Origin of the sequence: Pseudomonas sp. S5F11, from assembly GCF_019641515.1 — a bacterium.
Taxonomy (GTDB): domain Bacteria; phylum Pseudomonadota; class Gammaproteobacteria; order Pseudomonadales; family Pseudomonadaceae; genus Aquipseudomonas; species Aquipseudomonas rhodesiae.
Genome location: NZ_JAIFJZ010000001.1, coordinates 4,455,098 through 4,475,882, shown reverse-complemented (window position 1 = coordinate 4,475,882; position 20,785 = coordinate 4,455,098). Strand labels below are relative to the sequence as shown.

General features: G+C 61.9%; 17 protein-coding genes. 9 read left to right on the top strand and 8 right to left on the bottom strand.

Annotated features, from left to right (window positions below):
- Position 1: 1 nt before the first annotated feature.
- A complete protein-coding gene (locus tag K1567_RS20240; protein WP_034115175.1) occupies positions 2–1,441 on the bottom strand; it encodes a cytochrome ubiquinol oxidase subunit I in 1,440 nt (479 codons plus the stop codon).
- Between the two features lie 319 nt (positions 1,442–1,760).
- On the opposite strand from K1567_RS20240, the gene K1567_RS20235 reads away from it, so the two are divergent.
- A complete protein-coding gene (locus K1567_RS20235) occupies positions 1,761–3,005 on the top strand; it encodes an MFS transporter (protein ID WP_034100853.1) in 1,245 nt (414 codons plus the stop codon).
- Positions 3,006–3,434: 429 nt separating this feature from the next.
- On the opposite strand, the gene K1567_RS20230 is transcribed toward K1567_RS20235, so the two are convergent.
- From K1567_RS20230 to K1567_RS20215, 4 genes are all read right to left on the bottom strand, one after another.
- Positions 3,435–5,618, bottom strand: a complete 2,184-nt coding sequence (locus K1567_RS20230; RefSeq protein WP_047882026.1) for a xanthine dehydrogenase family protein molybdopterin-binding subunit — start codon at positions 5,616–5,618, stop codon at positions 3,435–3,437.
- A complete protein-coding gene (locus tag K1567_RS20225) occupies positions 5,615–6,604 on the bottom strand; it encodes a xanthine dehydrogenase family protein subunit M (protein WP_034100855.1) in 990 nt (329 codons plus the stop codon). The genes K1567_RS20230 and K1567_RS20225 overlap by 4 nt, the downstream gene beginning before the upstream one ends.
- Positions 6,601–7,125: a (2Fe-2S)-binding protein gene (locus K1567_RS20220; RefSeq protein WP_034100856.1), complete on the bottom strand. Its 525-nt coding sequence runs from the start codon at positions 7,123–7,125 to the stop codon at positions 6,601–6,603. The genes K1567_RS20225 and K1567_RS20220 overlap by 4 nt, the downstream gene beginning before the upstream one ends.
- Positions 7,126–7,221: 96 nt before the next feature.
- The gene (locus K1567_RS20215; RefSeq protein ID WP_034100948.1) at positions 7,222–7,668 is read right to left on the bottom strand and encodes a DUF4879 domain-containing protein; all 447 of its coding nucleotides are present in this window, start codon (positions 7,666–7,668) and stop codon (positions 7,222–7,224) included.
- 188 nt (positions 7,669–7,856) lie between these two features.
- Here K1567_RS20215 and K1567_RS20210 point away from each other — a divergent pair, with 188 nt between their 5' ends.
- The 4 genes from K1567_RS20210 (at position 7,857) to K1567_RS20195 (ending at position 11,707) form a co-directional block, all read left to right on the top strand.
- Positions 7,857–9,152 (top strand): NCS2 family permease, encoded by a 1,296-nt coding sequence (locus tag K1567_RS20210; protein WP_034100857.1) that lies wholly within the window; start codon positions 7,857–7,859, stop codon positions 9,150–9,152.
- Positions 9,149–10,228, top strand: a complete 1,080-nt coding sequence (gene trmA, locus K1567_RS20205; protein ID WP_034100858.1) for a tRNA (uridine(54)-C5)-methyltransferase TrmA — start codon at positions 9,149–9,151, stop codon at positions 10,226–10,228. Before K1567_RS20210 ends, trmA begins: the two co-directional genes overlap by 4 nt.
- Positions 10,229–10,412: 184 nt before the next feature.
- Positions 10,413–10,859, top strand: coding sequence for a type II 3-dehydroquinate dehydratase (gene aroQ, locus K1567_RS20200; protein ID WP_034100859.1), 447 nt, complete (start codon positions 10,413–10,415; stop codon positions 10,857–10,859).
- Entirely contained in the window at positions 10,859–11,707 is an 849-nt protein-coding gene (locus tag K1567_RS20195) for a shikimate dehydrogenase (RefSeq protein ID WP_034100860.1), read from the top strand. Before aroQ ends, K1567_RS20195 begins: the two co-directional genes overlap by 1 nt.
- A gap of 72 nt (positions 11,708–11,779) precedes the next feature.
- On the opposite strand, the gene K1567_RS20190 is transcribed toward K1567_RS20195, so the two are convergent.
- Together K1567_RS20190 and quiC are read right to left on the bottom strand one after the other, a co-directional pair.
- A complete protein-coding gene (locus tag K1567_RS20190; RefSeq protein WP_034100949.1) occupies positions 11,780–12,445 on the bottom strand; it encodes a TetR/AcrR family transcriptional regulator in 666 nt (221 codons plus the stop codon).
- Positions 12,446–12,523: 78 nt separating this feature from the next.
- Complete coding sequence (gene quiC / locus K1567_RS20185) at positions 12,524–14,425, bottom strand: 3-dehydroshikimate dehydratase QuiC (protein ID WP_220698802.1); 1,902 nt, start codon at positions 14,423–14,425, stop codon at positions 12,524–12,526.
- 223 nt (positions 14,426–14,648) lie between these two features.
- Between quiC and K1567_RS20180 the strand changes: the two genes are divergently transcribed.
- Complete coding sequence (locus tag K1567_RS20180) at positions 14,649–15,983, top strand: MFS transporter (RefSeq protein WP_034100862.1); 1,335 nt, start codon at positions 14,649–14,651, stop codon at positions 15,981–15,983.
- A gap of 1 nt (position 15,984) precedes the next feature.
- Here K1567_RS20180 and K1567_RS20175 read toward each other — a convergent pair whose 3' ends face one another.
- A complete protein-coding gene (locus K1567_RS20175) occupies positions 15,985–16,863 on the bottom strand; it encodes a DMT family transporter (protein WP_034100863.1) in 879 nt (292 codons plus the stop codon).
- A 198-nt stretch (positions 16,864–17,061) separates the two neighbouring features.
- Here K1567_RS20175 and K1567_RS20170 point away from each other — a divergent pair, with 198 nt between their 5' ends.
- From K1567_RS20170 to K1567_RS20160, 3 genes are read left to right on the top strand one after another with little or no spacing between them, the layout of a single operon-like run.
- Complete coding sequence (locus K1567_RS20170) at positions 17,062–17,478, top strand: membrane lipoprotein lipid attachment site-containing protein (protein WP_034100864.1); 417 nt, start codon at positions 17,062–17,064, stop codon at positions 17,476–17,478.
- Positions 17,479–17,531: 53 nt separating this feature from the next.
- Positions 17,532–18,416: a neutral zinc metallopeptidase gene (locus K1567_RS20165; RefSeq protein WP_034100865.1), complete on the top strand. Its 885-nt coding sequence runs from the start codon at positions 17,532–17,534 to the stop codon at positions 18,414–18,416.
- Positions 18,417–19,397: an alpha/beta hydrolase gene (locus K1567_RS20160; protein WP_220698801.1), complete on the top strand. Its 981-nt coding sequence runs from the start codon at positions 18,417–18,419 to the stop codon at positions 19,395–19,397.
- Positions 19,398–20,785: the final 1,388 nt, after the last annotated feature.

Here is a 20,785-nt window from a genome sequence, read left to right as displayed (position 1 = left end):
CTCAATTCCCCTTATGCTGGATGTGGTCGTGGTGGTCGTCGGTGCCATCGTCGGCCGCCGACAACGGACGCGCCGGTGTGCGTTTCTGGCCAGGGCCGCCGTGGGTCGGTTCAGTACCTTCGTGGGTCACAGGGCCTTTGCGCACCAGGCGCATCATATAGCCCAAGCCCGCACCGAACAGCGCGAAGTACACCACCACGAACAACACCAGGGTGATGGTCATCTGCGCCAGGCTATGCCCAGACGACGCATCCGCCGTGCGCATCAGCCCGTAGACCACCCAAGGCTGACGCCCGATTTCGGTGGTGAACCAGCCGGCGAGGATCGCGATCAACCCCGAGGGGCCCATCCACAGCGCCAGATACAGGAACGGTCTGGAGGTGTACATCTTGTCGCCCCGGCGCAGCCACAGGCTGAACAGACCGGTAAAAATCATCAGGAAACCCAGCCCGACCATGACTCGGAACGACCAGAACACAATGGTCGAATTCGGCCGGTCCTCAGGTGGGAACTCCTTGAGCGCCGGCACCTGTTTATCCAGCGAGTGAGTCAGGATCAGGCTGCCCAGGTACGGAATCTCTACGGCGTACTTGGTTTTTTCCGCCTGCATATCGGGCCAGCCGAACAGGATCAGCGGCGTAGGCTCATTGCCTTTGTTTTCCCAGTGGCCTTCGATCGCGGCGATTTTCGCCGGCTGGTGCTCCAGCGTGTTGAGACCATGGAAGTCACCGATTACCGCTTGGATAGGCGCCACGATCAATGCCATCCACATGGCCATGGAGAGCATTTTGCGGATCGCCGGGTTGTCCTTGCCGCGCAGCAAGTGCCAGGCCGCCGAGGAGCCGACGAAAAACGCCGTCGCCACGAAGGCCGCCGTGGCCATGTGCATCAGGCGATACGGGAACGATGGGTTGAAGATTACCGCCAGCCAGTCGGTGGGAATCACACGGCCGTCGATGATTTCAAAGCCCTGAGGCGTCTGCATCCAGCTGTTGGAAGCCAGGATCCAGAACGTGGAGATCAGTGTACCCACCGCCACCATGACCGTTGAGAAGAAGTGCAGCTTGCGCCCCACCTTGTTCCAGCCGAACAGCATCACGCCGAGGAAACCGGCTTCCAGGAAGAAGGCCGTAAGCACTTCGTACGTCAGCAGCGGCCCGGTAACGGCGCCGGCGAAGTCCGAGAAGCGGCTCCAGTTGGTGCCGAATTGGTAAGCCATAACCAAGCCCGAGACCACCCCCATGCCGAAGTTGACGGCAAAGATCTTCGACCAGAAATGGTAGAGGTCACGGTAGGTGTCGTTATGGGTCTTGAGCCACAACCCTTCCAGCACTGCAAGGTAACTGGCCAGGCCGATGGTGATCGCCGGGAACAGGATGTGGAATGAGATGGTGAACGCGAACTGAATTCGGGCGAGATCTAGCGCCTCCAAACCGAACATAAGTCTTCCTCTGTCAGGTAATACCGGCTGCTGGCGGGAGCCTGCACCCACTGCCCCCACGGATATGGAGTGTGGCGAATTTCAATTCGTTTCTTTTTTTAACCAACCACGTAGGGAGTCTGGCCTTACGGCCCGCCAGAGCAAATCCTGGAAGAAATTTGATCTGGATCAATTACAGCTCAAAGAGTAGTCCCATTTTCTGCGTCCAGTTGTGTGGTCGATTGACGCGTGACAGGCTGCCTCACCCCGGTTCTCGCAACTATTTGTTACAGCTTGATGCTAATCTCGCGGTTCCCTCCGGCCGTGATCTGAATGCCCGATGCCTACTGAACCCGCGTTGCTGTTGCGTCACCACCGCCCTTTTATCGCGTTCTGGCTGGCGCGGATCTTTACCGCCAGCGGCTTCCAGATGCTCACCGTGGCCATCGGCTGGAACCTCTATCAACTGACCGGCAACGTGCTGGACCTGGGCTTGGTCGGCTTGGTGGAGTTCGTGCCGCGCGTGCTGTTTATGCTGCACACCGGCCATGTGGCCGACCGCTATGAGCGACGTAAAGTCGCGGCCATCTGCCAGACCGTACAGGCGTTGATCGCGCTGTCCCTGGCCATTGGTGGCCTGACCGGCACCGTGACCCGCGAGATGATCTTTATCCTCGCCTTCCTGCTCGGTGCCGCGCGCTCCTTTGAATTGCCCACCACGCAAGCGCTGCTGCCGAGCATCGTGCCCAGCACGCTGTTCCCGCGCGCCGTGGCGTCGTCGCAGTCGGCTCAGCAACTGGCCACCATCGTCGCCCCGGCGCTGGGCGGTCTGCTCTATGCGTTTGGCAGCGTGTGGGTGTATGGCCCCACCGTGGTGCTGTACCTGATCGCCTGCGCGCTGACCCTCAACCTGCCTGCCCGCCAGACCCCGCTGAACAAAGGCAAGGCCACTCTGGATTCACTGCTGGCCGGCATCCGTTTTATCCGCAGCCGCCCGGACATCCTCGGCGCCATCTCCCTGGACCTGTTCGCCGTGCTGCTGGGCGGCGCCACCGCGTTGCTGCCGGTGTTCGCCAAAGACATCCTGCTGACCGGTGCCTGGGGCCTGGGCCTGTTGCGCTCGGCGCCGGCGGTGGGGGCATTGCTGATGTCGTTGTGGCTGGCGCGTTTCTCGGTGGACCGACATGTCGGCCGCGTGATGTTCACCGCCGTCGGGGTATTCGGTGTGGCGACCATCGCTTTCGGCCTATCGACGTCATTCTGGTTTTCCCTGGCGGTGCTGGTGGTGTTGGGCGCGGCGGACATGATCAGCATGGTGATCCGCGCCTCGTTCGTGCAGTTGGAGACGCCGGACGAAATGCGCGGGCGCGTCAGCGCCGTCAACGGCCTGTTTATCGGCGCGTCGAATCAACTGGGCGAATTCGAATCCGGCATCACCGCCCACTGGTTCGGCACCGTGCCCGCCGTGGTCATGGGCGGGATCGGCACCCTGGTGGTGACCGGGGTGTGGATCAAACTGTTCCCCACCCTGGCCAAGCGGGATCGCATGCATGTGCCAGAACCGGTTTCCCCGCCCACCGCCTAACCTTTATGGCAGCAAGGTCAATGTGGGAGAGCACTTGCCCTCGTTAGCGGTGTAACTGTCGAGGCATCTATTGACTGAAACACCGCCATCGGGGGCAAGCCTCCTCCCACACCGGTCTCACAGCCATCGCATAGCCACTATGGCAACAAGCTCAATGTGGGAGAGGACTCGCCCTCGATGGCGGTGTAACAGTCGAAGCATAAATTGACTGAAATACTGCTATCGGGGGCAAGCCCCCTCCCACACCGGTCTCACGCCCACCGCATAACCACTATGGCAATAAGCCCCCTCCCACACCGGCCTCACAGCCACCGCATAGCCACTATGGCAATAAGGTCCAATGTGGGAGAGGGCTTGCCCTCGATAGCGGTGTAACAGTCGAAGCATAAATCGACTGAAACACCGCCATCGGGGGCAAGCCCCCACATTTCAAAGCACCTTATCCAGGGTGATCGGGAAGTCCCGCACTCGCTTGCCGGTGGCGTGGTACACCGCATTGGCCACTGCCGCCGCGACGCCGACGATGCCGATTTCCCCGACGCCTTTGGACCCCAGCGCATTGACGATCTCGTCGTGTTCTTCGACGAATACCACGTCAATGTCGCCGATATCGGCATTCACCGGGATGTGGTACTCGGCCAGGCTGTGGTTCATGTAGCGGCCCAATTGATGGTCGATCTGGGTCTCTTCGTGCAGGGCCATGCCGATACCCCACACCACGCCGCCGAGGATCTGGCTGCGGGCCATCTTCGGGTTGACCACGCGCCCGGCCGCAATTGCGCTGACCACGCGGCTGACCTTGATAGTGCCGAGGTCTTCATCCACGCGCACTTCGACGAATACCGCCGAATGGGTGGCGGTAGCATAGCCTTCGCGTTTTTTGTCCGGCTCGCTGTCTACCTGCACCTCCAGGGCATCCTCACCGCTGTCCTTGACCAGCTGCGCCAACGACACGCTCACGTCACGCGCGTGCAGTTGCCCATCCTCAAAGCGCACCGTCTCAGCGTCCTTGAACACCGGATAGGTCTGCCGCGCCACGCTCAACAGTTTGGCGGCCAAGGCTTCGCAGGCTTGTTGCACAGCGGTGCCCACCGAGGAAACAGTGAACGAGCCGCCCTGCAACGGCGCGGTGGGCAGCGACGAGTCGCCGAGCACGAAACGCACGTCGTCCACGGCTACCCCGCTGGCCTGGGCGGCGATCTGGGTCATCACCGTGTAGGTGCCGGTGCCGATATCGGTGGTGGCGCTGCTCACCACGAGCTTGCCCTCGGCATCGATTCGCGCCTTGGCGCTGGCCTTCATTTGCATGGCCTCCCACACCCCGCCGGCCATGCCCCAGCCCACTAATTGGCGGCCGTCGCGCATGCTGCGCGGTTCCGGGTTGCGCTGGCTCCAGCCGAAGCGCTCGGCGCCTTCGGTGTAACACTCGCGCAGGGCTTTGCTCGACCAGGGTTTGTCTTCGTTCTGGTTACGCTCGGCGTAGTTGATCAGGCGCAGTTGCACAGGGTCGATCGCCAAGGCGCAGGCCAGTTCGTCCATGGCGCACTCCAGGCCGATCACCCCGAGGGCGGCGCCGGGCGCGCGCATGTCCAACGGCGTGAACACATCCAGCGGCACCAACTTATAGGTCAACTGCACGTTGTCGCAGTGATAGAGCATGCCGCTCCACTCCACCACGTGTTCACTGAAGTCCTCGAAACGCGAGGTCTGGCCAATCGCCGTGTGCCCCAACGCCAGCAGGCGGCCGTTGGTGGCGGCGCCCATTTGCAAGCGCTGCAGGGTGCGTGGGCGGTAGCCGAAGGTGAACATCTGTTGACGGGTCAGGGTCACGCGAACCGAGCGTTTGAGCGCCAGCGACGCCATCACCGCCAGGGGTAACTGGTACTGCGGGCGCAGGCCGGAACCAAAAGCGCCGCCGACAAACGCGGCGAACACCCGCACCTGGCTTTTATCCAGGCCGAACACTTTCTGCACATAGGCCTGACAGTTCTGCGGGCCCTGGGTTTTGTCATGGATATGCAGCGTGCCGTCCGCCTGGTACAGCACGGTGCTGGCGTGGGGTTCCATGGGGTTGTGATGTTCGATGGGGGTGCTGTAGTGCACGTCCAGGCTGACGGCGGCAGCAGTCCACTCGGCCTGGAAATTCCCGCGCGGCGCGGGCGGTGTCTGTGGCGAGGGATGGGCCTCGGCCTGCTGGGCGACGAGATCGGTCTCGAATTCATCGCGCTCGTACTCGATGCGCACCAGGGAACCGGCATGTCGCGCCAGCTCCAGGTTGTCGGCAATCACCAAGGCCAGGGGCTGGCCGCTGTACAGCACGCGGTCGTTGTACAGCGGGCGAAACGGCGAACCATCGGCGGCATCGGCATCGGCAAACGCGTCGTCATAGCTGGCCAGCCGCGGCCGGTTGCTGTGATCGAGCACCATGACCACACCCGGCAGAGCCAGAGCCTTGGACGCATCAATACGAACCACGCGGCCCTTGGCGATCGTGCTGGACACCACGCTGCCATGCAGCAGGCCCTGCTGCGCAAATTCGCCGGCATAGCGCGCCTGGCCGGTGACTTTAAGCAGACCGTCGACACGGTCCAGGGGTTTTCCGACGGCACTCATGGGCGTTCTCCTGCGACAGCGGCATCGCTCAAGGCGCGGATAATTGCGCGCCGTGCCAGCTTGACCTTGAAAGCGTTGTGTTCCAGCGGCTCGGCGTCCTGCAACATCGCATCGGCGGCGAGGCTAAAGGTTTCGCGGCTGACGGCCTGCCCGATCAATCCCGCTTCCACCGCGCGGTCGCGCCAGGGTTTATGGGCCACGCCGCCCAGGGCCAGACGCGCGTCGACGATCACATCGCCGTCCAACTCCAGAGCGGCAGCCACCGACACCAACGCGAACGCGTAGGACGCCCGGTCACGGATCTTCAGATAATGGCTGTGCCGCGCCAGGTGGTCGGCAGGCAATTCAATGGCAGTGATCAGTTCATCGTCGGCCAGCTGGTTGTCCCGTTGTGGCGCATCGCCGGGCAAACGGTGGAAGTCGGCGAACTCGATGACCCGCGCACCGCCGCGCCCTTGCACATGCACCCGCGCCTCCAGCGCCGCTAGGGCCACGCACATGTCGGACGGATGAGTCGCCACGCACTGCGCGCTGGCGCCGAGGACCGCATGGATGCGATTCAACCCGGTGCGTGCCGGGCAACCGCTGCCGGGTTCGCGTTTATTGCAAGGCACGCTGGCGTCGTAGAAGTAATAGCAACGGGTGCGCTGCAACAGGTTGCCGCCGGTGCTGGCCATATTGCGCAGTTGCGGCGAGGCACCGGCGAGGATGGCCTGGGACAGCAACGGGTAACGCTGTTCGATCAAGGGGTGCCAGGCCAAATCAGCGTTGCTGACCAGCGCGCCAATGCGCACGCCGCCGTCGGCGGTGGGCTCGACACCATGCAGCGGCAGGCCGGTGATGTCGATCAGGTGCTCGGGGCGGCTGATGTTTTCTTTCATCAGGTCCAGCAGGTTGGTACCGCCGGCAATAAAACGCGACGCGGCACTGCTCAAGTGCACGGCCTCGTGCACGTCGGACGGTTTGCTGTACTGGAACGGGTTCATTGCTCGCCTCCCGCCGGACGGCAGGCCGGCAGGGCCTCTTCAATCGCATCGCGAATATTGCTGTAGGCGCCGCAGCGGCACAGGTTACCGCTCATCAGTTCCTGGATTTGCGCGCTGTCGTGGGCACGGCCTTCGTTGGCCAGGCCGACGGCGGAGCAGATCTGGCCAGGGGTGCAATAACCGCACTGGAAGGCATCGTGCTTGATGAAGGCTTGTTGCATGGGGTGTAACTGGTCGCCGCTGGCCAGCCCTTCGACGGTGGTCAACTCGGCACCGTCGCACATCACCGCCAGGGTCAGGCACGCGTTCACGCGCTTGCCGTCGCGCAATACGGTGCAGGCACCGCATTGGCCGTGGTCGCAGCCTTTCTTGCTGCCGACAAGATCCAGTTGTTCGCGCAGCAGGTCCAGCAGCGTGGTCCAGGGCAACACGTCCAGTTGGCGGGCCTGCCCATTGAGGGTCAGGCGTATCGAGTGGCGGGCAAACGGCTGGGCCGCCGCGCCTTGGGGGGTTGCGCTCATAAACACCTCACGGGTTGGTCTGCATCCGCGGCGTTCAGGAAAATCGCCGTCTCAGGGGTACGACTTCCCGGGGTTTTGAGCGTTCAAGATGATTGATCAGCGGATATTGAGCTGGGTCTTCAAGGTGTTTCGCGGGGGGTTGATCGAGGAGTTGCTGTATTCGAACCAGCCTGGGGCCTGCACATCCATTTCGAATACATAGATGTAGCCCATCAGCGTCCCCGCGCCGTTGCACGCCTGGCTGATGCTGCCAACCTGGCACACCGGCGTGCGCTGGCCGTTCAGTACGGCGCCATTGAACAGCCCCACCGGGTTGTTGCCCAGCCCCACTTCCATCACCGACACCTGGGTGGGCCCACGGTGCGTGCACATCTGCGTGGAGGTGATGCGTTCGGGGATGCTTTCCTTGCAGCGCGCCGACTCGACCTGAAACACGCGCACCTCGCTCAAGGCCGGTGCAGTCGCGCCCCACACCGGTGCCGCGCCGAGCCACAGGCTGATAGCGGTGATCGGAGCTAGACTCCACGCGTTGGCTTTTTTCATGCTGTCGATGACCGTGAATTGAACGTCGGCGCAGTATGCCTCAAGCCCATGCGCCACACAGCCTCGGCTGCTGGTATGATGCGCCGCTTTTTCCGATCCTCTCTGAAACCACAGGCGCTTGGCGCAGTTTGTGCTTTGACTTAGAGGTCAACAAATCACGACGCAAAATAGCGTCACAGGGAGCCGGCATGCTGGAAAAGCTGTTTCAACTCAAAGCACACAACACCAACGTGCGCACCGAGATTCTCGCGGGCATCACGACATTCCTGGCCATGGCCTACATCCTGTTCGTGAACCCGAGCATCCTCGGTGAAACCGGCATGGACAAAGGCGCGGTGTTCGTCGCGACCTGCCTGGCGGCCGCCATCGGTTCGACCGTGATGGGCCTGATCGCCAACTACCCGATCGCGCTGGCACCAGGCATGGGCCTCAATGCCTTCTTTACCTACACCGTGGTGCTGCACATGGGCCATACCTGGCAAGTGGCGCTGGGGGCGGTGTTCATTTCGGCGGTGCTGTTCTTTCTGCTGTCGATCTTTCGCATCCGTGAGTGGATCATCAACAGCATCCCTTTGCCGTTGCGTTCGGCGATTGCTGCCGGCATCGGCCTGTTCCTGGCGCTGATCGCCCTGCACAACGCCGGTATCGTAGTCAGCAACCCGGCCACCATGGTTGGCCTGGGCGACTTGAAACAACCGGCGCCGATCCTCGCCACCCTGGGCTTTGCGCTGATCGTCGCGCTGGAAGCCCTGGCCGTGCGCGGTGCGGTGCTGATCGGCATCCTGGCGGTGACCATCGTGTCGATTGTGATGGGCTTCACCCCATTCGGCGGCGTGACCTCGATGCCACCGTCCCTGGCCCCGACCTTCCTGCAGTTGGACATCAAGGGCGCACTGGATATCGGCCTGGTCAGCGTGATCTTCGCCTTCCTGTTCGTCGACCTGTTCGACAACTCCGGCACCCTGATCGGCGTGGCCAAGCGCGCCGGCCTGATGGGCAAGGACGGACACATGCCGAAAATGGGCCGTGCACTGATCGCCGACAGCACCGCGGCCATGGCCGGTTCGCTGCTGGGCACCTCGACCACCACCAGCTACATCGAATCCGCCGCAGGCGTCAGCGCCGGTGGCCGTACCGGTTTGACTGCCATCGTAGTGGCGATCCTGTTCCTGCTCGCACTGTTCTTCTCTCCGCTGGCCGCCAGCGTTCCAGCGTTTGCTACCGCGCCGGCGCTGCTGTTCGTCGCCGTGCTGATGACCTCCGGCCTGGCTGAAATCGACTGGGACGACATCACTGTGGCAGCGCCGGTGGTGATAACCGCCCTGGCGATGCCCTTTACTTACTCCATCGCCAACGGCATCGCCTTCGGTTTCATCGCTTGGACCGCCATCAAGCTGCTTTCGGGCCGCTACCGTGAGCTGAACCCGGCGCTGGTGATTCTGTCGATTCTGTTCGTGATCAAGCTGGGCTGGTTCAACGCATGACTTTTGACGCCGCACGCTACACCGCTCAACTGCAAGACAAGGTCACGCGCCTGCGTGACCTGCTCGCCCCGTTCGATGCGCCCGAGCCGCAGGTGTTCGACTCGCCGCTGCAGCACTTCCGCCTGCGCGCGGAATTCCGCCTGTGGCGCGAGGGCGGTGAGCGCCACTACGCGATGTTTTCCCAGGACGATAAGCGCACGCCGATCCTGATCGAAGACTTCCCTATCGCCAGCGCTCGCATCAACCAGCTGATGCCCCAACTCAAGGCCGCCTGGCAAGCCAGCGCCGCCCTGAGCCACAAGCTGTTCCAGGTGGAGTTCCTCACCACCCTGGCCGGCGATGCAATGATCACCCTGTGCTATCACCGCCCGCTGGACGAGCACTGGCACGCGGCGGCCAACCAGCTCGCCGCTGACCTGAACGTGAGCATCATCGGCCGCTCCAAGGGCAAACGCGATGTGATCGGCCACGATTACGTGGTGGAGAAACTCGAAGTCGGCGGTCGCACCTTCAGCTATCGCCAACCCGAAGGCGCGTTCACCCAGCCCAACGGCACGGTGAACCAGAAGATGCTCAACTGGGCCTACGAGGCTTTGGGCGATCGCCCGGACGATCTGCTGGAGCTGTATTGCGGCAACGGTAATTTCACCCTGCCCCTGGCCACCCGCGTGCGCAAAGTGCTGGCCACCGAGATCAGCAAGACCTCGGTAAACGCGGCACTGAGCAATCTCGATGAAAACGCGGTGGATAACGTCACCTTGGTGCGCCTGTCCGCCGAAGAACTCACCGAAGCCCTCAACGAAGTGCGCCCGTTCCGCCGTCTGCACGGTATCGATCTGAAAAGCTACGAGTTCGGCAGCGTGTTTGTGGACCCGCCGCGTGCCGGCATGGACCCGGACACCTGCGAATTGACCCGGCGTTTCGACAACATCCTGTACATCTCTTGCAACCCGGAGACCCTGGCGGCCAACATCGCCCAACTGCATGACACCCACCGCATTACCCGGTGTGCGATGTTTGATCAGTTTCCGTGGACGCACCATATGGAATCGGGTGTGTTGCTGACCCGACGCTGAACGTTCCATTGCTCCATGCGCGGCCGCCCGAGCCATTGGCTAAGCGGCCGCGCAGTGGGCTATACCTGCCCTTCCTTGATTAACGGTTAGATAATCGAACACATGCCGCGCTGGCAATTGACCAAATTAACCATCCGGTACATTTTATCTCCACAACCGACAAGAACTGTGGAGATACCCCCTCATGCCGCCCATCGTGCTGGTGCTCAATGGCCCCAATCTCAACCTGCTCGGCACCCGCGAACCCGCCACCTACGGGCATGAAACCCTAGCCGACGTGGCGGCCCTCTGCGGCCGCAGCGCCGAGCAACTGGGGCTTAAAATCGAATTCCGCCAAACCAACCACGAAGGCGAGCTGCTCGACTGGATCCACGGCGCCCGCGCGCGCTGCGCCGGTATCGTGATCAACCCTGCCGCCTGGACCCACACGTCGGTGGCAATCCGCGATGCGCTGGTAGCCAGCGAGGTGCCGGTGATCGAAGTGCATTTATCCAATGTGCATACCCGTGAGGCGTTTCGGCATCATTCATTTGTGTCGCCCATCGCCAAAGCGGTATTGGCCGGTTTTGGCAGCCACGGCTACCACCTGGCCCTGGAACATTTCAGCCATCTGCTCAAAGGACGTGCCTGATGAAACCGCGCATTCTTGCCGGCCTGATTGGCGCTGGCATCCAGGCCTCCCGCACACCCGCTTTGCACGAACAGGAAGGCGATGCCCAGGGCCTACGCTACCTGTACCAACTGATCGACCTTGATCCCTTGGGCCTGGATATCAAGGCCCTGCCCGACCTCCTACGCGCCGCCGAGCTGATGCACTTTACCGGGCTGAACATTACCTACCCGTGCAAGCAGGCGATTCTGCCGCTGCTGGATGAATTGTCCGACGAAGCCCGAGGCATCGGCGCGGTGAATACCGTGGTGTTCAAGGACGGCAAACGCATTGGCCACAACACCGATTGCCTGGGGTTTGCCGAAGGTTTCCGGCGCAACCTCAATGACGTGCCGCGCCAGCGTGTGGTGCAGATGGGTGCCGGCGGTGCAGGCGCGGCAGTGGCGCATGCACTGCTGGCTGAAGGGGTGGAGCAGTTGAGTGTTTTCGATGTGGACGCCATCCGCGCCCGCGACCTTGTGGATAACCTCGCACAGCGTTTCGGCAGCGGCCGCGCTCAAGTCGGCGGCGGCCTGGAGAACGCCATGGCCGAAGCCGATGGCCTGGTCAACACCACGCCGATGGGCATGGCCAAGCTTCCCGGTACACCGGTGCCGGCGGCGCTGTTGCGCGCTCATCTGTGGGTAGCGGAAATCGTCTACTTCCCGCTGGAAACCCAACTGCTACGGGATGCTCGCGCCCTGGGTTGCCGCACGCTGGACGGCGGCAATATGGCAGTGTTCCAGGCGGTGAAAGCATTTGAATTGTTCAGCGGTAAAGTGCCGGATGCGCAACGCATGCTGACGCACTTCAAAAGCATGAATACCTGACTGACAAGACCAGATCACCATGTGGGAGGGGGCTTGCCCCCTCTCACTTGGTATGCATTCCAACCTGAGGCCTCAGGCTTGCAGGTAGCGCATCACCGAGTCGCAGAGCATATCGCGGTGGCGCTGTTTAACCGCCTCATCCGACAGTTCGATCTGAAAGATCTCACTGAACGTATGGCGGTTGGACACCCGGTAAAAACTGAACGAGTTGATCAGCAGGTGCACATCCAACGGCTCCAGGCCTTCGCGGAACAGGCCCATTTCGGCGCCTCGGCGCAAGGTGGCGCCCAGGGCTTCGAGGATGTTGCTGTTCATGGCCTTGATCGAGTCCGAACGCTTCACATATTCAGCGTTGTGGATATTTTCGATGCTGACGATGCGCACAAAATCCACGTTCTGATCGTGGTGATCAAAGGTGAATTCCACCAGCCGACGGATCGCTTCACGGGGCTCCAGCGCCGTGAGGTTCATGCGGGTTTCGGTATTGCGGATATCGCCGTAGAGCTTTTCCAGTACCTCGACGTACAGCTGCTCCTTGCTGCCGAAGTAGTAATAGATCATGCGCTTGGAGGTGTGGATGCGTTCGGCGATGGCGTCTACGCGCGCGCCGGCCAAGCCCTGCTGAACAAACTCGACAATGGCTTCTTGCAGTATGTTTTCGCGGGTCTTTTCTGGATTGTTCTTACGACTCTTGCGCGGTGCGTCTGACACTGCGGGGAGTTCGGGACTCGACGTCATGGTGCTCACGGCCATTGTTGTTAGGCAGGCCGCGATTATGGGCCGGGGCGCTCCCCGAAGGAAGCACCCGGCCAGGGTTCACAGCCGCGCCTGGCGCACCGCGCCACTGCGCGACTTGGCCATCGCCGCCAGGCGTACCGCCACATTGGCCGCGCCGTAACCCGCATAGCCGTTTTTGCGCTGGATGATCTCGAAGAAAAACCGTCCTTCGAAGGGCTCGGTGTAGACGTGAAACAACTCACCGCCCTGAGCGTCGCGGTCGTACAACACGTTGTAGTACGCCAGCTCGCTGAGGAACTCGTCATCGAAATCAAAGCGCGCCGCCAGGTCGTCGTAATAATTGAGCGGGATATCCAGCAATGGCACGCCGGCCTCTTTGGCTCTGCGCACCTCGGCGAAAATATCCGCACAGTCGAAGGCAATGTGATGCACCCCCGAGCCCCGATAGCTCGATAGCGCGTGGGAGATGGCAGTGTTGCGGTTTTCGGAGATATTCAGCGGCAAGCGAATCGAACTGCAGCGGCTACGCAATGCGCGGCTTTTCACCAGGCCGTAGGGGTCGGGTAGCACCACTTCATCGTCGGCTTCAAAATCCAGCAGGCTCTTGTAGAACAGCACCCAACTGTCGAGGCTGTCGGCAGGCAGCGCCATGGCCATATGGTCGATGCGCAGCAGGCCGCCGCAGGAGACCGTGGTCGGTTGCAGGTTGAAGTCGGTGTCGTAAAGCCCGCCTTCGCTGGGGTCCACCAGGTAAATCAGGCTGCCGTCCGGCGCACGCACCGCCGCCAGCTCCAGCTCGTTCGGCCCTACCAGGCCGCGATACGGCTGGCCTTTATAAGCCACCGCGCGCTCCAGTGCCTTGGCGCTGTCCTTGACCCGCAGCGCCGTGGCGCACAGCGACGGCCCATGGGCTTCGAAAAAATTGTGGGCGAAGGAATACGGCTCGCAATTGAGGATCAGGTTGATATCGCCCTGGCGCAGCAGGCTGACGGCCTTGGAGCGATGCTGCCCAGCCTTGACGAAGCCCAGACGCTCCAACCAGTGGGAGAGCTTGGCGCCGAGGCTTTCATCCACGGCAAATTCGAGGAACTCGATGCCGTCGTACTCGCTGGCGGGCGGCGTTTCGAACAGGATATCCAGCGGTGCGGCCGGCTGTTCCTCGGCCAGGCGCTGACGGGTTTTCTCCTCCAGGTACAACAACGAGCGCAGCCCGTCGGCGGCATTGGCGCGGGTCGGCGCGGCACGGAAACCATCGTTGAAGATTTCCAGGGACAGCGGCCCGGTGTACCCACTTTTGATAATCGGCGCCAGAAACCCGGCCAGGTCGAACTCGCCCTGCCCCGGGAAGCAACGGAAATGGCGGCTCCACTCCAACACATCCATGGCCAGGATCGGCGCATCGGCCATTTGCACGAAGAAGATCTTGTCGCCAGGGATCTGCGCGATGGCGCTCGGGTCGCCCTTGAGTGACAACGTGTGGAAACTGTCGAGCAACACGCCCAGGCTCGGATGATCCACCTGACGCACCAGGTTCCATACCTGCTGCCAGGTGTTCACATGCTTGCCCCAGGCCAGGGCTTCATAGCCGATGCGCAAGCCTCGTCTGCCGGCGTGTTCGGCCAGCAGGCTCAAGTCATCCCGCAGAATGGATTCGTCGCCCACGCAATCGGCCGAGGCATTGCTGCACACCAGCACCAGGTCGGTGCCCAGCTCCTGCATCAGATCGAACTTGCGCTCGGCCCGCTCCAGATTGCGCGCCAGGCGGTCGCGGCGGCAGCCTTCAAAGTCGCGAAACGGCTGGAACAAGGTGATAGCGATGCCCAGGTCGGCGCACATCTGCCGCACTTCCCGCGGGCTGCCGTCGTAATACAACAGGTCGTTCTCGAAGATTTCCACCCCATCGAACCCGGCGGCGGCAATGGCTTCGAGCTTTTCCGGCAGGGTGCCGCTCAAGGAAACGGTGGCGATGGAACGTTGCATGGAAAACTCCCGGCAATGGTTGTTTATGGCAAATTATTCGCCCCCAGCCTAACGGCAGCAATTAAAATGTACGAACCGGTTAGTTTTTCGGGCGATTATCGAACACTATGCCCTTCTGGCGAATTGACGATTTTTTAACCGCTGCGCACCATCGATCAGGTAACAAACGTTCACAAAAGACCCAGATCACACCATAAAAATTTCAAAAAACGGGTACGACCTCATGCCTCTGCAAAACTCCGTCCTGGCCGAGCGCCCAGGCATGCCGCATGCCGGCATCGGCAGCAAGATCCGCGGCGCCCTGGCCGTGGGTAAAACCCGCTGGGGCATGCTGGCCCTGGTGTTCTTCGCCACCACGCTGAACTACATCGACCGCGCCGCCCTGGGCGTGATGCAGCCGATCCTAGCCAAGGAAATGAGCTGGACGGCGATGGACTACGCCAACATCAACTTCTGGTTCCAAGTCGGCTACGCCATCGGGTTTGTGCTGCAGGGTCGCTTGATCGACCGAGTTGGCGTCAAGCGCGTGTTCTTCTTCGCAGTATTGCTGTGGAGCCTGGCCACCGGCGCCCACGGCCTGGCCACCTCCGCCGTAGGCTTTATGGTCTGCCGCTTTATCCTCGGCCTGACCGAAGCCGCCAACTACCCGGCCTGCGTCAAGACCACCCGTCTGTGGTTCCCCGCTGGCGAGCGGGCAGTGGCGACCGGCATCTTCAACGCCGGCACCAACGTCGGCGCGATGATGACGCCGATGTTGCTGCCGCTGATCTTGCACGTATGGGGCTGGCAGGCGGCGTTCCTGTGCATGTCGGCACTGGGCGGCATCTGGCTGGTGTGCTGGGGCCTGAAGTACTACAACCCAGAAGATCATCCAACGGTTAAACAATCCGAATTGGACTACGTGCAACAAGAACCCGAACCGGAACAACCGCGCGTGCCCTTCAGCCGTATCCTGCGCATGCGTGGCACCTGGGCCTTTGCCCTGGCCTATTCGCTGACCGCGCCGGTGTTCTGGTTCTACCTGTACTGGCTGCCACCGTTTTTGAACCAGCAATACAACCTGGGCATCAACGTGACGCAGATGGGCATCCCGCTGATCATCATTTATCTGACAGCCGACTTCGGCAGTGTGGGTGGGGGGATTCTCTCCTCGTTCTTGATCGGCCGGGGGATGAACTCGATCAAGGCACGGTTGCTGTCGATGCTGCTGTTTGCCTGCTGCATCGTCGGCGTGATCATGGCGGCCGGCTCCAGCCAGCTGTGGGTGGCGGTGTTTGCCATCTCCCTGGCCATCGGTGCGCACCAGGCCTGGACCGCGAATATCTGGAGCCTGGTGATGGACTACACGCCCAAGCACATGATGAGCACGGTGTTCGGCTTTGGCGGCATGTGCGCGGCCATCGGCGGCATGTTTATGACCCAGATCGTCGGCCATATCCTGACCGTGACTAACAACAACTACACCGTGTTGTTCACCCTGATCCCGGCGATGTACTTCATCGCGCTGACCTGGATGTACTTCATGGCGCCGCGCAAGATTCCCAAAGTCGACGTTTGACTCACCGCCGCCGCTGCTGCCAGGCAGCGGCCAACCCGCTCATGCAGATCACCCCGATGCCGACCACCGTGGTCATATCGGGGGTATGGGCAAACACCAGCCAGCCCAGTAAACCCGCGAAGACGATCTGGCAATAGCCGAACGGCGCCAGCAAGGCCGGCGCCGCAAAGCGGAACGCCTGGGTCAGCATCAAGTGCGCAGTCATGCCACAGGTGCCCAAGGCCAGCATCATCACGCCGTGCCACAGGGTCGGCACCTGCCAGAAGAACGGCACCAGCGCACTCATCACCAAGGTATTGCACAGCCCGGCGAAAAAGTTGCTGGTGGTGGGGGTGTCGTATTGGCTGAGGATGCGCGTCAGCAACTGGTAAAAGCAGAAGAACATCGCCGAACACAACGGCAGCAGCACCGCCGGCGTGAACAGTTCGCCACCGGGGTGGATGATCACCACCACGCCGATAAACCCGCAGATCACCGCCAGCCATTGGCCGCGTGTCACATGCTCACCCAGCAGCGGCACCGAGAGCGCCGTCACCAGAATCGGTGCGAGGAAGTTCACCGCAGTGGCTTCGGCCAGCGGGATGTAATGCAGCGCAGTGGTAAAGAACAGGCTGGTACCCAACAGACACAACGCGCGTACCACCTGCATCCCCGGCCGTTTGCTGCGCAGCACGCGCAACCCCGATTGCGGCAGGAAGATCCCGGCCATCAGCACCGTGTGCACCACATAGCGTGCCCACACCACCATAACAATCGGGTAGAACCCGGCGAGGTATTTGGACAGCGCGTCGTGGCTGGAAAACAGAAAAGTCGCCACCACAATCAGCAGGATGCCTTTGAAAGGATGGTTGACGCCGGACAGCGGGGTACTGACAGTCATGGAATTCTCTTGCGTGGCGGGCTTAACGCTGAGCACTGAACGAGGCCGCGCTCAACCCGGTAATCTAGCAGGCGGGCCGCAGCCTGCCCCGAGAGCATAACCAAACACCGGGCGAACAGCGCACTAAATCATGGGAATCGAGTCCAAGCCTGCACGTCGCCTTCCCGTTGCACATTTTTTAATCAAGGCTTTGCCGCTATGAAAAAAACTCTCTTTGTTCTCTCCACCCTCGCCTTGCTCGCCGCCTGTAACCAGGAGGCCAAGCAAGCGCCGAAACCCGCGCCCGCGTCGGTGCAAGCGACCCTGGTTCCGCCAACCCCACCAACCGATCAGTGGGTGGGCAAATGGGTCGGCGTCGAAGGCCTGCACCTGACCATCGCCAAGGACGACAGCATCGGCCGCGGTCATTACATCCTCACCATGCAATACGGCCTCGACGCCGATGACAGCGGCACCTTCAAGGGTGAGGCGGCCGAAGACGGGATCGCCTTCAACCGTCCGGACGGCCCGCAACTGCTGCGCGCCGGTGATGGCGCGGCGACCGGCCTCAAATGGCTGGCGGACAAGAAAGACTGCCTGGTTGTGGTGACCGGCGAAGGGTATTGCCGCGATTAACGGCCATACTCATCTCAATATTTTGTAGGACCGTTCATCAAGAGGATTGCCCCATGCTATGGAAAAAAGGCCGACGCAGCGACAACGTGGTGGATGCCCGCAATGACAGTGGCGGTGGCGGCGGGATGCGCTTCGGTGGCGGTAAGGGCCTGAGCCTCACGGCCATTGTGCTGATTGTCGGTATCGGCTGGTTGACCGGCCAGGACCCGATGCAGATCCTCGGCCAGTTGACCGGTCAGATGGAGCAGGCGCCGTCGGTCAGCACCCAGACGCGCCAGGCGCCACCGGCCAACGATGAGCAGGCCGATTTCGTCCGCGCAGTGCTGGGCGACACCGAGGACACCTGGGGCCAGGTGTTCAAGGAGAACGGCAAAACCTACCAGAACCCCAAGCTGATTCTGTTCCGTGGCCGGGTCAATTCCGCCTGCGGTGGCGCCACTTCGGCGAGCGGTCCGTTTTATTGCCCGGCTGACCAGCAGGTGTACCTGGACCTGGACTTCTTCCGAGAAATGTCCCAACGCTTCCAGGCCGCTGGCGACTTCGCTCAGGCTTACGTGATCGCCCATGAAGTCGGGCACCACGTGCAGACCTTGCTCGGCATCTCGGCGAAGATCCAGGCCGCGCGCCAGCAAGGCCTGCAAATGCAGGGCGACGGAGGGCTGTTGGTGCGTCAGGAACTGCAAGCCGACTGCTTTGCCGGCGTGTGGGCCAACCGCGCACAAAAACGCCTGAACTGGCTGGAACCGGGGGACATCGAAGAAGCCCTGAACGCAGCCAACGCCATCGGCGATGACCGTTTGCAGCAGCAAGGCCAGGGTCGCGTGGTGCCGGATTCGTTCACCCATGGCACCTCCGCGCAGCGGGTGCGCTGGTTCAAGGCCGGCTTCGCCCAAGGCCAGATCAGCCAGTGCGACACCTTTAACGCTAAGAGCCTGTAAATGCATAAACGATCAGGATTGCTGCTGGGTATGTGGCTGGCCTGCTCTACCGCCGGGGCCGTCGAGCATGGGGTCAAGGTAGTCAGCCCTGAGCGTTTCCAGCTGGAGGCCGGCGCCTTAAGCCTGGGTGTAAGCCAGGACTGGGGCCAGCCGCTGCCCCATGTCACCCGCGTGCTGATCGTCGTGCACGGTCGCCTGCGCAATGCGCAGACCTACCTGCACAGTGCCGAAGCCGCCGCCGAACAGGCGGGCCAGGCCGATACGACGCTGGTAATCGCCCCGCAGTTTCTCAACGAGGCCGATGCGCAGCGCAATCACTTGGACAACAGGGTGCTGCGCTGGAAAGGCAATGAGTGGATGGCCGGCGAACCGTCCACGGGCGCAGATCGCGTCAGTTCCTACGGCGCGCTGGACCAACTGATCGAGCATCTGGGGGATCGCCGGTTGTTTCCGGCACTCAAGGAAATCGTGGTCGCCGGTCATTCCGGCGGCGGCCAAGTGGTGCAGCGCTTTGCCCTTCTCGGTCATGACCATCCGGCCTTGCATCACGAAGGCATCCGCCTGCGTTATGTGGTGGCCAATCCATCGTCCTACGCCTACTTCAGCCCGCAACGGCCCGTGCCGTTCGACGCGGCGACCTGCCCCGGTTTCGACGACTGGAAATACGGCCTGCAAAAACTGCCGACCTACGCCAACGGCCAAAACGCCGCGCAACTTGAGCAAACCTATGTGTCACGCACCATCACGTATCTGCTCGGCCAACAAGACACCAACCCCAACCACCCCGCGCTGGATAAAGGCTGCGAGGCCGAGGCCCAGGGCGCCTATCGGCTGATTCGCGGGCACAACTATTTTGACTACCTCCAGCAACGCCATCCGCAGCTGCGCCAAGAACTGGTGGAAGTGCCAGGGGTGGGGCATAACGGCGATGGCATGCTCAGATCACCCGAAGGCCAGAAAGTACTGTTTCCCCAGCTTTAACTGAACAAACCGGCCCAACCTGTGGGAAGGAACTAGCACCCGATAGCCATAGGTACCCACACAACCCTCAAAGGCTGAAATAACTCTGTGGTGAACTCGGCTGTTTGTAATGAGCTGGGCTTGTTGTGGTGACCTGGCCTTGTTGTGGTGAGCTGGACTTGCTGTGGTGACCGGGCTTGTTGTGGTGAGCGGGCTTGCCCCGCGCTGGGTTGCGAAGCAGCCCCATTCCAGGCGATGCGGTTTCAACTGACACTCCGAGGTGCCTGAGTTTGGGGCCGCTTCGCAGCCCAGCGCGGGGCAAGCCCGCTCACCACAAGAGCCTCATCTACTGAGGTGATGGTTCACTGAAGGTGGGTAGGGAGCCATGCCCGTTAGCAGTGGGTCAGTCAGCCCAGCCATTGCTGACTCACCGTTGTGGTGACCTGGCCTTGTTGTGGTGAGCGGGCTTGCCCCGCGCTGGGTTGCGAAGCAGCCCCATTCCAGGCGACGTGGTTTCAACTGACACTCCGAGGTGCCTGAGTTTGGAGCCGCTTCGCAGCCCAGCGCGGCGGGGCAAGCCCGCTCACCACAAGAGCCTCATCTACTGAGGTGACGGTTCACTGAAGGTGGGTAGGGAGCCATGCCCGTTAGCAGTGGGTCAGTCAGCCCAGCTGTTGCTGACTCACCGTTGTGGTGACCTGGCCTTGTTGTGGTGAGCGGGCTTGCCCCGCGCTGGGTTGCGAAGCAGCCCCATTCCAGGCGATGTGGTTTCAACTGACACTCCGAGGTGCCTGAGTTTGGAGCCGCTTCGCAGCCCAGCGCGGCGGGGCAAGCCCGCTCACCACAAGAGCCTCATCTACTGAGGTGACGGTTCACTGAAGGTGGATAGGGAGCCATGCCCGTTAGCAGTGGGTCAGTCAGCCCAGCTGTTGCTGACTCACCGTTGTGGTGACCTGGCCTTGTTGTGGTGAGCGGGCTTGCTGTGGTGAGCGGGCTTGCCCCGCGCTGGGTTGCGAAGCAGCCCCATTCCAGACGATGTGGTTTCAACTGACACTCCGAGGTGCCTGACTTTGGGGCCGCTTCGCAGCCCAGCGCGGGGCAAGCCCGCTCACCACAAGAGCCTCATCTACTGAGGTGACGGTTCACTGAAGGTGGGTAGGGAGCCATGCCCGTTAGCAGTGGGTCAGTCAGCCCAGCCATTGCTGACTCACCGTTGTGGTGACCTGGCCTTGTTGTGGTGAGCGGGCTTGCCCCGCGCTGGGTTGCGAAGCAGCCCCATTCCAGGCGACGTGGTTTCAACTGACACTCCGAGGTGCCTGAGTTTGGAGCCGCTTCGCAGCCCAGCGCGGCGGGGCAAGCCCGCTCACCACAAGAGCCTCATCTACTGAGGTGACGGTTCACTGAAGGTG